This window comes from Prescottella soli, assembly GCF_040024445.1.
Classification (GTDB): Bacteria; Actinomycetota; Actinomycetes; order Mycobacteriales; family Mycobacteriaceae; genus Prescottella; species Prescottella soli.
This window is the reverse complement of record NZ_CP157276.1, coordinates 5,297,584-5,311,504: the sequence shown is the minus strand read 5'-3', so window position 1 is coordinate 5,311,504 and position 13,921 is coordinate 5,297,584. Positions and strand designations below refer to the sequence as shown.

Annotated in this window: 11 protein-coding genes; all 11 read right to left on the bottom strand. The window is 70.9% G+C overall.

What is annotated here, in order from left to right; translation table 11 throughout:
- Positions 1-118: 118 nt before the first annotated feature.
- A complete protein-coding gene (locus tag ABI214_RS24740; protein ID WP_348605052.1) occupies positions 119-847 on the bottom strand; it encodes a YggS family pyridoxal phosphate-dependent enzyme in 729 nt (242 codons plus the stop codon).
- 26 nt (positions 848-873) lie between these two features.
- The gene (gene pgeF / locus ABI214_RS24735; protein ID WP_348605051.1) at positions 874-1,614 is read right to left on the bottom strand and encodes a peptidoglycan editing factor PgeF; all 741 of its coding nucleotides are present in this window, start codon (positions 1,612-1,614) and stop codon (positions 874-876) included.
- Positions 1,611-2,840 (bottom strand): cell division protein FtsZ, encoded by a 1,230-nt coding sequence (gene ftsZ / locus ABI214_RS24730; protein WP_348605050.1) that lies wholly within the window; start codon positions 2,838-2,840, stop codon positions 1,611-1,613. The genes pgeF and ftsZ overlap by 4 nt, the downstream gene beginning before the upstream one ends.
- Positions 2,841-3,060: 220 nt before the next feature.
- Positions 3,061-3,888 carry a cell division protein FtsQ/DivIB gene (locus ABI214_RS24725; RefSeq protein ID WP_408586441.1) on the bottom strand — a complete coding sequence of 276 codons (828 nt, stop codon included), beginning with the start codon at positions 3,886-3,888 and terminating at the stop codon, positions 3,061-3,063.
- Positions 3,885-5,384 (bottom strand): UDP-N-acetylmuramate--L-alanine ligase, encoded by a 1,500-nt coding sequence (gene murC, locus ABI214_RS24720; RefSeq protein ID WP_348605049.1) that lies wholly within the window; start codon positions 5,382-5,384, stop codon positions 3,885-3,887. The genes ABI214_RS24725 and murC overlap by 4 nt, the downstream gene beginning before the upstream one ends.
- Positions 5,381-6,526 (bottom strand): undecaprenyldiphospho-muramoylpentapeptide beta-N-acetylglucosaminyltransferase, encoded by a 1,146-nt coding sequence (gene murG / locus ABI214_RS24715; protein ID WP_348605048.1) that lies wholly within the window; start codon positions 6,524-6,526, stop codon positions 5,381-5,383. Before murG ends, murC begins: the two co-directional genes overlap by 4 nt.
- Positions 6,523-8,019 carry a putative lipid II flippase FtsW gene (gene ftsW, locus ABI214_RS24710; protein ID WP_348605047.1) on the bottom strand — a complete coding sequence of 499 codons (1,497 nt, stop codon included), beginning with the start codon at positions 8,017-8,019 and terminating at the stop codon, positions 6,523-6,525. Before ftsW ends, murG begins: the two co-directional genes overlap by 4 nt.
- Positions 8,019-9,548, bottom strand: a complete 1,530-nt coding sequence (gene murD, locus ABI214_RS24705) for a UDP-N-acetylmuramoyl-L-alanine--D-glutamate ligase (RefSeq protein ID WP_348605046.1) — start codon at positions 9,546-9,548, stop codon at positions 8,019-8,021. Before murD ends, ftsW begins: the two co-directional genes overlap by 1 nt.
- Before the next feature lie 3 nt (positions 9,549-9,551).
- Positions 9,552-10,646 (bottom strand): phospho-N-acetylmuramoyl-pentapeptide-transferase, encoded by a 1,095-nt coding sequence (gene mraY, locus ABI214_RS24700; protein ID WP_348605045.1) that lies wholly within the window; start codon positions 10,644-10,646, stop codon positions 9,552-9,554.
- Positions 10,643-12,151 carry a UDP-N-acetylmuramoyl-tripeptide--D-alanyl-D-alanine ligase gene (locus ABI214_RS24695; RefSeq protein WP_348605044.1) on the bottom strand — a complete coding sequence of 503 codons (1,509 nt, stop codon included), beginning with the start codon at positions 12,149-12,151 and terminating at the stop codon, positions 10,643-10,645. Before ABI214_RS24695 ends, mraY begins: the two co-directional genes overlap by 4 nt.
- Positions 12,148-13,809: a UDP-N-acetylmuramoyl-L-alanyl-D-glutamate--2,6-diaminopimelate ligase gene (locus ABI214_RS24690; protein ID WP_348605043.1), complete on the bottom strand. Its 1,662-nt coding sequence runs from the start codon at positions 13,807-13,809 to the stop codon at positions 12,148-12,150. The genes ABI214_RS24695 and ABI214_RS24690 overlap by 4 nt, the downstream gene beginning before the upstream one ends.
- Positions 13,810-13,921: the final 112 nt, after the last annotated feature.

The following is a 13,921-nucleotide window of genomic DNA, read 5'->3' as shown; positions in this document are numbered from 1 at the left end:
TGATCGACCTTCCTGGGCGCGGCGGACGGGTACTGATGGAACCTGCGGTCGACCGCAGAGATCTTGGCGGATGGACTGACGATCTTTGTGTGGCTGGTGTTCATGGTGTGACTGGTGATTATTCCGAGACTATCGGGCGGCGGCCGAGGATCGCAGTTCCGACACGCACACACGTCGACCCGTGCCGGACCGCCGCCTCCAGGTCTCCCGTCATTCCGGCCGACAACACGGTTGCCTCCGGATGGGAAACCAGCAGGTCGGCGTGCGCGGCCTGGAGACGTTCGAACGCCTCGTCCGGATCGGACCCGAGCGGCGGCACCGCCATCAGTCCACCGAGGGTCAGATTCGACGAACCCGCCATGTGATCGGCGAGAGGGGCCAGCTCCGTTACCGGAACACCCCCGCGGGCCGGATCGGCATCCAGACTCACCTGGATCAGGGCGCGGAGCGGGCCCGAGCGCGCGCCCTCGTCCCGCGCGGCGCCCACCGCGGTGTCGAGCGCGTCGGCCAGTCGGCCACTGTCGAGCGAATGGACCGTGTCTGCCCACCGGGCGACCGAGCGGGCCTTGTTCCGCTGCAGTCGACCGATCATGTGCCAGCGAACCGGATCCATCGCCTCCGGTGCCGACCGGAACTCGGCGATCTTGTCGCCGGCCTCCGGCTCGCGCGACTCGCCGAACTCCCGGCAGCCGAGGTCGTAGAGGATCCCGACGTCCGATGCCGGGAAGAACTTCGTCACCGGCAGCAGCATCACGTCGGCCGGGTCGCGGCCGGCAGCGAGGCAGGCGGCCTCGAGCCTGGCGCGCACCTCCGTCAGCGCCGACGCGATCTCTTCGTGCCTACTCATCGGTGCCCTCGTCCACGTCGATCCCGTCACTCGTCTCCGGACGGATCCATCCAGATCACGGCAGCCAACCGGCCGGTGGGGGCTCCTCGACGGTGACTGAACAGCGTCGGGTCCTCGATCGTGCACCGCGGATCCTCCGCGACGCTGGAGATCCCCGCCGCGAGCAACTGCCGACGCAGTCCCGCACGCAGATCCAGTCCGGGCGTGCCCTTGGCGGTGCGCGTCGCGCTGCCGGGCAGGAACTTCTCGACGTCGGCCTGCATCGCGGCCGGCACCTCGTACTGGCGGCCACTCGCGGCCGGGCCCAGGAAGGCACCGATCCGCTCGGGCCGGGCGCCCTGCTCGATCATCGCGCCGATCACCTTGGGCACGATGCCGATCCGGGCGCCGATCCGGCCGGCGTGCACCGCCGCGATCACGCCCGCCTCGTCGTCGGAGAGCAGGATCGGCACGCAGTCGGCGCTCAACGTCACGAGCGCGAGACCGGGCTCCTTGGTCACCAGGGCGTCCGTCGCCGGCACCGGACCGTCGACCGGACCGTCGACCACCGTCACGTTGCGGCTGTGGATCTGCTCCATCCACACCAGCCGCTCGAACGGCAGCCCGATCCCGTCGGCGAGACGGCGACGATTGGCCTCGACGGCCGCCGGATCGTCACCGACGTGGTCACCGAGGTTGAACGACTCGTACGGCGCCGCGGACACACCACCGGCACGGGTCGTGACGACCCGCCGGACCCGGACACCCGTCACGGAGACCCCGCTCAACGGCGCATGAAGGAAGGAACATCGACGTCGTCGTCTTCGCCTTCCTCGTTGCTGACCGGCACGACACGGGGCGCGGGGCTCCCCAGCGGCGGCAGGCTCGACCCGGTGGGCGCCCCGACCGGCTCGCGAGGAGCCGCGGGGGCGGCCGGCGCCGGCTCGGCGGGAGCGGCCGCGGCAGGCGCCGCAGGACGCTCGGACTGCCCGACCTCACCGGCGCGCCCGGCACCGATGTTGCCGCGGCCGATCGCGGACTGGACTTCCAGTGGACGCTTGACCGGTGCACCGCCGTCGAAGCCGGCCGCGATGACTGTCACACGAACCTCGTCGCCGAGCGAGTCGTCGATGACGGTTCCGAAGATGATGTTGGCGTCGATGTGCGCGGCCTCCTGGACCAGCGACGCCGCCTCGTTGATCTCGAACAGACCCAGATCCGAGCCACCGGCGATCGACAGCAGCACCCCGCGGGCGCCCTCCATCGACGCCTCGAGCAGCGGTGAGTTGATCGCCGTCTCGGCGGCCTTGATCGACCGGCCCTCGCCCCGCGCGGAGCCGATGCCCATCAAGGCGCTGCCCGCGCCGGACATGACGCTCTTGACGTCCGCGAAGTCGACGTTGATCAGGCCCGGCGTGGTGATCAGGTCGGTGATGCCCTGGACACCGTTGAGGAGCACCTCGTCGGCGCTGCGGAACGCGTCCATCAGGCTGACGGCCGCGTCACCGAGCTGGAGCAGGCGGTCGTTGGGGATCACGATCAGGGTGTCGCAGGACTCGCGCAGCGCGGCGATGCCGGCCTCGGCCTGACTGCCGCGACGCTTGCCCTCGAAGGAGAACGGGCGGGTGACGACGCCGATGGTGAGGGCACCGAGCTTGCGCGCAATGCTCGCGACGACCGGCGCACCGCCGGTTCCGGTGCCGCCGCCCTCGCCGGCGGTGACGAACACCATGTCGGCGCCCTTGAGGACCTCTTCGATCTCGTCCTTGTGGTCCTCGGCGGCCTTGCGCCCCACCTCGGGGTCGGCGCCGGCGCCGAGGCCACGGGTGAGTTCACGTCCGACGTCGAGCTTGACGTCGGCGTCGGACATCAGCAGCGCCTGCGCGTCGGTGTTGACCGCGATGAACTCGACTCCCTTGAGTCCCTGCTCGATCATGCGGTTGACCGCGTTGACGCCGCCGCCGCCGATACCGACGACCTTGATGACGGCGAGGTAGTTGTGCGGGGGCGTCATGGGCTCTCGCCTTCCGTGAGTGGGTTTCGCGCTCGTTCTGGGGTCAGTGTCGGAAAACCCTCAACCTCAACCACAGGGTCAAGGTTATGTCAAGTAGTCCATTGGTGCGAAACGCTATGCAGTGCCGGAGCGTTCCGCCAGCAGGCGCGCCGACACGCGCCAAGTTTTTGCGGGCACGAAGCCCCCGAACCGGTATCGGTGCGAGCCTTCGCGTCGCCCATCACTTTACTGTGGGCAACTCGGGACTCGACACATCGAAGATCCGGCCGGGCTGTGTCAGCAGCACGGAGACGACCGCCGACTTCCTCTCGGAACCGTCGACGCCGCCCCACACCACGACACGGCCGTCCACAAGCGTAACCGAAACACTCGAAATCGTCGGTGCCGCAACCTCGGACACCTGCACTCGAATCGATTCCGGAAGCGCCTCGAATACCTGCAACGCCGCCTGCGTCGCATGGTCGTCGTGGCTCGGGGTGGGGGTGACCAGCCTCGGCACACCGAACGGCGGTGGCTCGACGGCGTAGTCGACGCCGGTGGCGTCCACCAGATGCTGTCCGTCCGGGGAATCGAAGAACACCACGGGAATCCGCTCGACGACCGTGAGCTTCACCGTCGACGGATACTCCCGCTGCACGCGCGCCTCGGCCACGCGCCGGATCTCGGCGACCCGCTGTGCGGCCGCCCCGGTGTCGACCTGCAGCAGCGGCGTGCCCTCGGCGATGTCGAGGGCCGCCAGCGCTTCTTCCTCGGTGACCACCCCGTCACCCACGAACTCGATCTGACGGACCGACATCAGCGGACTGAACCACAGTGTCGCGAACAACGCGGCGAGAACCGTCACAGACGCGACGACGATCAGGAAGACCTTGCGACGCAACGAGCGCGCTCGCTCGCGGTCCGCCGAACCGCGACCGGGACGGCCGTCGCCGCTCGCACGCTCCGTCGGCGCGGAACGCTCGCGGGTACTCGTGCGGGTGCCGCCGCGCCGCTCACGGCGGGCGTCCGGACGTCCGCCGCGCGATCGACCCCGACCGTCGACCGTCACTGCGACCCCGAACCGGATCCCGCTGCCCCCGAACGGCGAACGTGATTGGGGTGCGCGCGCAACGCGTCGAGGATCTGCCCGCCGAGCATCGTCACATCACCCGCCCCCATCGTGATCACGACGTCGCCAGGTTCGGCGATGCCCGCGACCTGACGCGGCACCTGGGACCGATCGGGCTGATAGTGAACGGGTTTCGTCATGCCCTGCGCAACCAACGCGCCACTGACGCCCGGGATCGGTTCCTCGCGGGCGCCGTACACGTCGAGCACGACCACTTCGTCGGCGAGATCGAGCGCCTCACCGAACTCCTGCGCAAACGTCACCGTCCGCGAATACAGGTGCGGCTGGAAGACCACGACGACGCGGCCCCGCTGCGGGTCCTCGGCGACGAGCTCGCGCGCGGCGCCCAGCACCGCCCGGACCTCCGTCGGATGGTGGGCGTAGTCGTCGAACACCCGCACGCCGCGCTCCCGGCCGGTGAGCTGGAACCGACGATGCACACCGCCGAAACCCGCGAGTCCCTCGAGCAGCTCGTCGACCTGCGCGCCCGAATCCAGCGCGGCCAGCAGCGCGGCGAGGGCGTTGAGCGCCATGTGCTTTCCGGGGACCCCCAGTCGGAGCGTGCGCGGCTCGGACTCGCCGGCCAGCCGGATGACGGCCACTCCCCCGACGTCCCGCGCCGTCCACGACACCAGTTCCACACCGACCGAAACCCCCTGCGCCGCCGCGACGGCCTCGGAGGTTCCATAGCCGAGCACCCGGACATCGCCGCTCCCGGACTCGACCGTGCGACGCGCGAGCGCCGCCGAACCCGGGTCGTCGAGGCACGCCACGAGGAGCCCGTCGGGCGCGATGCGCGCGACGAAGTCGTCGAACACCTGGACGTACGCCTCGCTGCTGCCGAAGAAGTCGAGATGGTCCGCCTCGATGTTGGTGACGACCACGACGTCCGGGTCGTACTGGAGCAGCGATCCGTCGCTCTCGTCGGCCTCGGCGACGAAGACCTTGCCCGAACCGTGGTGGGCGTTGGTTCCCGCCTCGTTCAGCTCCCCGCCGACCGCGAAGGACGGATCGAATCCGCAGTGCTGCAACGCAACCACGAGCATCGACGTCGTCGACGTCTTGCCGTGCGTGCCCGACACCAGCAGCGTCCGGTGTCCACGCATCAGCGACGCCAGGACCGCGGGCCGCAGGATCACGGGGACGCCGCGGCGCCGGGCCTCGACGAGCTCGGGATTGTCCTTCGGGATCGCGGCGTGCGTGGTCACCACCGCCGTCGGGCCGCCCGCCAGCAGATCGAGTGCGCTGGCGTCGTGCCCGATCCGGACCACGGCGCCGCGCGCCCGCAACGCGAGGACGCCGCGGCTCTCCTTCGCGTCCGACCCCGACACCTGCCCACCACGCGCCAGCAGGATCCGCGCGATACCGGACATCCCGGCGCCGCCGATGCCGACCATGTGCACCCGCTCGAGACCTACGGGCAACTGCTCGCTCATCGATTTCCCCTTGCTACGTCTACAACGATCTGCGCGACCGCGTCGGCCGCACCGCGGTGGCCCGCACCGGCCGCGCCCCGACCCATCTCGTCGAGCCGCGCGCGATCACCGAGCAGCGGGACGACGGTGTCGGACACGTACTGCGGCGTCAGGTCCGCGTCCGCGACGATCATCCCACCACCCGCGGCCACGACCGGCCGCGCGTTGAGTTCCTGTTCGCCGTTTCCGTGTGGCAACGGCACATAGACCGCGGGCAACCCGACGGCCGACACCTCGGCGACCGTCATCGCACCGGATCGGCAGATCACCGCGTCGGCGGCCGAGTAGGCGAGGTCCATCCGGGTCAGGTACGGCACCGCGACGTACGGTGCGGCCGGATCGGATGCGACGTCGACCGAGTTCTTGGGGCCGTACGCGTGGAGGACGGAGATACCGGCCGCGGCCAACTTCGGCGCCGCTCCCACAACCGCCTCGTTGAGCGAACGGGCGCCCTGAGAGCCTCCGAAGACCAGCAGGACCGGGCCCTCGGCGGGCAGCCCGAAATGCTCGCGGGCCTTCGCCCGCAGCGCGGCTCGATCCAGACCGGTGATCGACGACCGGACCGGGATACCGATGATCTCCGCGTCCTCACGGCCGCGCGCGGCAACGCCCGACCCGGCGACCGCGGCCAGCACTCGTCGGGCGCGCCGGGCACCGATCTTGTTGGCGATGCCGGCGCTGGCGTTCGCCTCGTGGATGACGATCGGGATCTTCCGGCGCCGACCGAACAGTCCCGAACCCGCCGCCAGGTAGGCCGGTAGAGCCACGTAGCCGCCGAAGCCGACGATCACGTCCGCATTCGTCCGATCGAGGACCTCACGGGTGGCGGCTACCGAGCGCCGGATACGCCCGGGCAGCCGGAGCAGGTCCATCGTCGGCTTGCGCGGCAGCGGCACGGGCGGGATCAGCTCGAGCGGATATCCGCGCTCCGGCACCAGCTTCGTCTCGAGGCCACGCTCGGTTCCGAGAGCCGACACCACCGCCGACGGATCGAGGGCACGGATCGCATCCGCTACCGCCATCGCGGGTTCGATGTGGCCTGCGGTGCCGCCACCGGCCACCACCACCGACAGTGCGGCATTCTCGCGGTTGTCGCCGTTCACCTGCGCATTCCTCGCTCTCCCGGACGGGCGTCACGCGATCGCGCCGCCCGCCCACGTTCCGAAACCGGGTCGTATCCCCGATGTCCTCGATTGTCGTCCACCCGTTCGCGGCCTCCGTCCGGCTGGCGCCGTCGGGGGTCGTCGTGGCGCACGCCCCGAGCTTGCGGCCGCGGTGCCCGTTCGGCACGGGCCGGCTGCACTCGCTTGTTCTCCGCTCGCCGCACGACGGCCGCGCCCCGCGGCCGCGGCGGAATGTACGGCGCCGGCTTCGGCAGCCTCAGCATCCGCGACACGCGTCCGTCCTGACCGCTGTGCAACGCCGCGACCGCCTCCGGTTCGTGCCGGGCCGCGTTCGCGACGAGACCGAACATGAGAAGTGTCGTGGCGGTCGAGGTACCGCCCGCCGAGACCAGCGGCAGCTGGAGGCCCGTCACCGGCAGGACGCCGACGACGTAACCGATGTTGATGAAGGCCTGACCGGTGATCCAGGCCGTCGCGGTCGCGGTGAGCAACTGCAGGAACGGGTCCGCCGATCGCCTCGCGATTCGCAGTCCCGTGTACACGAACAGACCGAACAATCCGATCACTGCGACCGCGCCGATGAAGCCGAGCTCCTCGCCGATGATCGCGAAGATGAAGTCGTTGTGCGCGTTGGGCAGATAGCTCCACTTGGCGCGGCTCTGCCCCAATCCCTCACCGAAGAGGCCGCCGTCGGCGAGGGCGTACTTGGCCTGCCGGGCCTGGTAGCCCAAGCCCTGCGGGTCGTCGCCCGGGTTGAAGAACGCCTGGATGCGAGCGGACCGGTAGCCCGCCGTGAGCGCGAGGGTGACCGCGCCGATCACACCCGCGCCGAGTACGCCCAGGAAGATCCGCAGCGGCAGGCCCGCGAACCACAACAGCGCCAGCAGGATGATCGCGAGCGAGATCGTCGTGCCGAGGTCCGGCTGCAGCACGATCAGCACGAACACCACCATGGCCGCCGGCACCAGCGGGATCAGCATCTCCTTGAGCGACTGACTGTCGCGTCGGCGCGTCGCGAGCAGGTGCGCACCCCACACCGCGAACGCGATCTTCGCGAGCTCGGACGGCTGCAAGGAGATCGGGCCGATCACGAACCAGCCCCGCGTGCCCTGCGACTTCGTGCCGATGCCGGGGATGAGCACCAGCACCAGCATCATGATCGTGACACCGAACGCCGGCAGCGACCATTTGCGCAGCAGCCGGACCGGGATCAGCAACGCGATGTAGAAGATCACGAAACCGAGCGTCGCGAAGATCAGCTGCGAGACGAACTTCCCGTACGCCGAACCGTCCTGCGCCACGGATTCCACGCTCGACGACGACAGCACCATCACCAGGCCCAGCACCGTCAGCAGGATCGCGATGGTGACGACCAGATGGAACGACGTCAGCGGACGCGCCAGCCACGCACCGATCCGGGTCCGTGGCCCACGGTCGGCCTTCTCGGTGCGGCGCTCGGTCTCGTCTCTCATCAGTGGGATCCGGGCTCCCCCGCGGAATGTGACGGCCCGATCTGTTCGTCCGACAGGCCGGTGGCGGCCGAGGCGAAGCTGCGGCCCCGGTGACCGTACGAGTCGAACATGTCGAGCGACGCGGCCGCGGGTGCGAGCAGGACGACGTCGCCCGGCGCAGCCAGCGCCGCGGCGGCACGCACGGCCTCCGCCATCACGGTGTCGGCGTCGGCGCCCGGAAGGTCGAGCCGCACCGAGTCGGGGTTCCCAGCACCCATGGATGCATCGTCTCCCGACCGAACGTGCACGACCGGGACCTCGGGGGCGTGTCGCTCCAGCGCGTCCGCGATCTGGTCCGCGTCGCGTCCGATCAGGACGGCGCCGGCCAGTCGGTCCGCGACCTCTTCGACGAGGTCGTCGATCCGCGCACCCTTGAGCAGGCCGCCCGCGATCCACACGACCGACTCGTGCGCGATGATCGACGAGCGTGCCGCGTGCGGATTGGTCGCCTTCGAGTCGTCGACGAACGCGACGTTCCCGACGGTGCGCACCAGTTGCGCACGATGCGGACCCACCCGGTGGGCCCGCAGGCCGGCCTCCACCGCCGCCGGTGAGACGCCGATCGCGCGGGCCAACGCGGCCGCCGCGAGCGCGTCGCACAGGCCGGCCGGTCCGGCGGGACTGATCTCGTCGGCCGCGACCAGCGGGACGGAATCCGCGAACGCCCGATCGACGAGCATTCCGCCGCGCACACCCAGCTCCCCGGTGTCGGGGGCGCCGAGCCGGAATCCGACGGTGTGCCCGTCGCGCGGGCGCGATGCCAGTCCTGCGGCGATCTCGTCGTCGAGACCGACGACCGCGACGTCACCGGTCAGCGCCTGCGCCTTGGCGTCGATGTATCCCGGCATGCCGCCGTGCCAGTCCAGATGGTCCTCGGCGATGTTCAGCACCACACCCGCGTCGGGGCGCACCGACGGCGCCCAGTGCAGCTGGAACGACGACAGCTCGACTGCGAGCACGTCTGCGCGGGGCTCCTGCGCCCGCAGCGCGTCGAGCACCGGCAGCCCGATGTTCCCGCACGCCGCCGACGGCATCCCGGCGGCCTCGAGGATCGAGTGCAGCATCGACGTCGTGGTGGTCTTGCCGTTGGTGCCGGTCACGACCAGCCAGCGCCGCGGCGGCCCGTACATCCGGGCCCGGTCGACCCGCCACGAGAACTCGATGTCGCCCCAGACCGGGACACCCGCGTCCGCCGTGGCCGACAGGACCGGCGCGTCGGGCCGGAAGCCAGGACTCGTGACGACCAGCGCGAACTCGGCCACCCGCTGCGGATCCGCCACCAGCTCGTCGATCCGGACCGTCGCCGCACCCAGCTCGGCACACCGCGCGAGGGCGTCGTCGTTGGTGTCGGTGACCGTCACCCTGGCACCGAGGTCGAGCAGTGGCGCGATGGCCGCGCGTCCCGAGATCCCGGCGCCGGTCACCAGGACGTCCGCGTCCCGCAGCCGGCCCAGGCCCGCCTCGTCGAGGTACGTCTGCTCGAACTGCATGTGTCAGTCCCCGATCGCCGCGAGGTACTCGCTGTAGAACAGCGCCAGACCGATCGCCGACGCGATGGCGGCCAGCAACCAGAATCTGATGATCACCTGGGTCTCCGCCCAGCCGCCCAGCTCGAAGTGGTGATGGAACGGCGCCATCCGGAACACGCGCCGCCGGCTGGACCGGAACACCGCCACCTGGATGACCACCGAAGCGGCCTCGGCGACGAACAGCGCGCCGATGACGACCATCAGCAGCTCGGTGCGGGTGGTGATGGACAGACCCGCGAGCATGCCGCCGAGCGCGAGCGAACCGGTGTCGCCCATGAAGATCTTCGCCGGAGCCGCGTTCCACCACAGGAAGCCGATGCAGGCCGCGGCGCCCGCCGCGCACAGCAACGCCAGATCCAACGGATCGCGCACGTCGTAGCAGCCCTTGGCCGGGCCGAGGCTGCCCGGACCCGTGCTGCACGCGTTGCGGTACTGCCAGAACGTGATGATCACGTACGCGCCGAGCACCAGGCTCATCGAGCCGGCAGCCAGCCCGTCGAGGCCGTCGGTGAGGTTCACCGCGTTCGACCACGCGCTGACCAGCAGGTAGCAGAACAGGATGAACACGATCGAGCCCATGCTCACGGTCGCGATGTCGCGCACGTACGACAGGTGCACGCTGCCCGGGGTGAGGCCGTTGCCGCCGCGGAACTGCAGCGCCAGGATGCCGAACAGGACCGCGGCCACGAGCTGGCCGACCAGCTTGGCCGTCTTGTTCAGTCCGAGATTCCGCTGCTTGCGGATCTTGATGAAGTCGTCGAGGAAGCCGACACCACCGAGCGCGGTCGTCAGGCCCAGCACCAGCAGACCCGACGCCGTCGGGCCCTCCGCGTCGTAGCCGATCCCGATGAGGTGCGAGCCCCAGTAGCCGGCCCAGATTCCCGCGAGGATGGCGACGCCGCCCATCGTCGGCGTGCCCCGCTTGGCCTGGTGGCTCGCCGGACCCTCGACCCGGATCTCCTGCCCGAAGCCCTGCCGCGAGAAGACCTTGATCAGCACGGGCGTCAGCAGGATCGAGACGGCGAGCGCGATGCCCGCCGCGAAGAGAATCTGCCTCACTGCGACGCCTCCGAATCCGTCACCGGCGCGGCGAGCACAGCGTCCGCGACCTCCCACAACCCGATCGACTGCGAGGCCTTCACCAGCACGAGGTCACCGGCCTGCAGTTCCCCCTCCAGCAGAGCGATCGCGCTCGCACCGTCGGGAACGTGGACCGCCTCGTCACCCCACGAACCTTCCATCACCGCTCCCTGGTACATCGCGCGCACGGGACGGCCCGGTCCCACGAGGATCAGCTTCGTCACGTCCAAGCGCACCGCGAACCGTCCGATCGCGTCGTGCTCGACGACTGATTCTGGCCCGAGTTCGGCCATTTCACCGAGGACCGCCCACGTCCGGCGTGCCGGGCCGCGCCCGGACTTCGCCATGGACACCAGCGCCTTGATCGCCGCGCGCATCGAGTCCGGGTTGGCGTTGTACGAGTCGTTGACGACGGTGACGCCGTCGGCGCGGTCGGCCACCTCCATCCGGCGGGCCGACACCGGTGCCGCACCGCCGAGCGCCGCGGCGATCTGCTCGAGCGTCGCGCCGCACTCGAGCGCGACGGCGGCGGCCGCGAGCGCGTTGCCGATGTGGTGCTCACCGTGCACCGCGAGGGTGATCGGGACGCTGCCGGCCGAGCACGTGAGCGTGAAGCTGGCGCGGGCCTGGTCGTCGAGCTCGACGTCGCTCGCGCGGACGTCGGCGTTGCCGGACAACCCGACCAGCACGACGCGGGCCTTGGTGCGCTTCGCCATCGCGGCCACCAGCGGGTCGTCGGCGTTCAGCACGGCGACGCCCCCGTCGGCGGCCGACGGCAGCGACGCGGGCAGCTCGCCCTTGGTCTCGGCGATCGCCTCGCGCGACCCGAACTCACCGAGGTGCGCGGTGCCGACGTTGAGCACCACACCGATACGCGGCGGCGCGGTCTTCGCGAGGGCAGCGATGTGCCCGCGACCGCGGGCCGACATCTCCAGCACCAGGAACCGGGTGTCGGCGTCGGCGCGCAGCGCGGTCCACGGATGACCGAGTTCGTTGTTGAAGGAGCCGGGCGGCGCGACGACGGCACCGAGCGGAGCCAGCACGGCCGCGAGCAGGTCCTTCGTGGACGTCTTGCCCGACGAGCCCGTGACGCCCACGACGGTCAGCCCCGACTCGGCCGTGAGCCGGTCGACGCTGGCGCGAGCCAGCCTGGCCAGCGCCTCGAGCACCGCGGCACCGGAGCCGTCACGGTCGTGTTCGAGGGCCAGCGCCGCGCTGCCCGACGGGCCGAGCGGTTCGACCACGATCGCAGGGACACCGACAGGACGGGCCGCGAGCACCGCGACCGCACCGGCAGCGACGGCGGCGGCCGCGTGGTCGTGTCCATCCACCCGTGCGCCCGGCAACGCCAGGAACAGCCCACCCGGGGTGACCTTACGGGAATCGAACTCCACCGTTCCCGAGACGGTGGCCGACGGATCGTCGACGTCGTGAAGCGTCCCGCCGACCGCCTGTGCGATCTGGGCGAGCGTCATCGGGATCATGCGTTTCCTCCGTGTGCGGGGCCTTCTCCGGAAACGATCCGATCGATCGCCTCTCCCAGGACCTCGCGGTCGTCGAATGGGTACTTCACCCCGTGGATCTCCTGGCCGGTCTCGTGGCCCTTGCCGGCTACCAGGACCACATCGCCCGGACGCGCCCAAGCGACCGCCGCGGCGATCGCCTCGCCGCGGTCGCCGATCTCGCGGACCTCGCCGCGCTCGGTCACCGGGACTGCCAGTGCGCCCTGCACCAGTGCGGCCCGGATCCCGCCCGGGTCCTCGGTGCGCGGATTGTCGTCGGTGATCACCAACAGGTCTGCGCCGCGGGCACCGGCCTCCCCCATCAGCACCCGCTTGCCGCTGTCGCGGTCCCCGCCCGCGCCGACCACGACCGCGATCCGGCCGTCCGTCTGACCGCGCAGCGTCGCGATGACCGCCTCGAGCGCGGCAGGCTTGTGCGCGTAGTCGACGACGGCGAGGAAGTCCTGCCCACGCTCGACGCGCTGCACCCGCCCGGGCACATCCACCCGGGCGATCCCGGTGAGCACCGCATCCGCGTCCGCGCCGGCGGCCACGCACACCGCCACGGCGAGTGCCGCGTTGGCGACGTTGTAGTCGCCCGGCAGGCGCAGCGACACCTCGCGTGACGCACCGCTAGGTCCGGTGAGGGCGAAGACCTGGCTGCCCGACGGCTCGACCTCGGGCGGTCCGGCCGTCCAGTCGCCGGCGGCGCGCGTCGACACCGTCGCGACCGCGTCGGGCCGGTCCGGGTGCGCGCCGCGCGCGATCGCGGCCATGCGGACGCCCCACTCGTCGTCGACGCAGATCACCGCGCGCTCGGCGCGCACCGTCGAGTCGGCCGCGAACAGCCGGCTCTTGGCGCCGAAGTAGTCGTCGAAATCCTTGTGGAAGTCCAGGTGATCCTGGGACAGGTTCGTGAACGCGCCGATCGAGAAGCGCACCCCGTCGACGCGTCCGAGCGCCAGCGCATGGCTCGACACCTCCATGACGACGGTGTCGACGCCCCGCTCGAGCATCGCCGCGAACAACGCGTGCAGCTGCGGGGCCTCGGGGGTGGTGAGGGCACTCGGGACGCGGTGGCCCTCGACGCGGGTCTCGATGGTGCCGACCAGGCCGATGCTCCGTCCGGCGGCGGCGAGCCCGGCCTCGACCAGATACGACGTGGTCGTCTTGCCCGACGTGCCGGTGATCCCGATGACCTGCATCTGCTCGGACGGGTGCCCGTAGATGGTGGCCGAGACCTCCCCGAGCGCGCGGCGCGGATCGGGATGCACGACGACCGGGAGCGGCACGACCGAGCCGACGGAACCGAGACGAGCGGCGACCGATGCGAGCCCGGCGTCGTCGGTGAACACGGCCGCCGCGCCGGCGTCGAGCGCGGTCGAGACGAACTCGGCACCGTGCGTGTGCGCCCCGGGCAACGCCGCGAACAGGTCGCCCGGCCGCACCGCCTGCGCGCGCAGCTCGACACCGGTGACGGTCGCCGGTTCACCTCCGCGCAGCGGGACCGACGGCACCCATTCGATCCGGGCACCGACCCTCGCCGCGAGCTCCGCGAGATCGGTCAGCGGCGGGTGCGTGGGGCGAAGACCGCTCCCCGGCGCCGTGTCCGGTGTGGAAGGCTGCGGACTCGGAAGCACAGGCGATATGTCCTCTCGGGTCGGTCGGTGGGTACGGGAAGGCTGTTCGTGGTTGTCGCGTGATCGTCGCCGATACGTTCGACGCGGATCGACGTGTCAGATTACCGGCGGG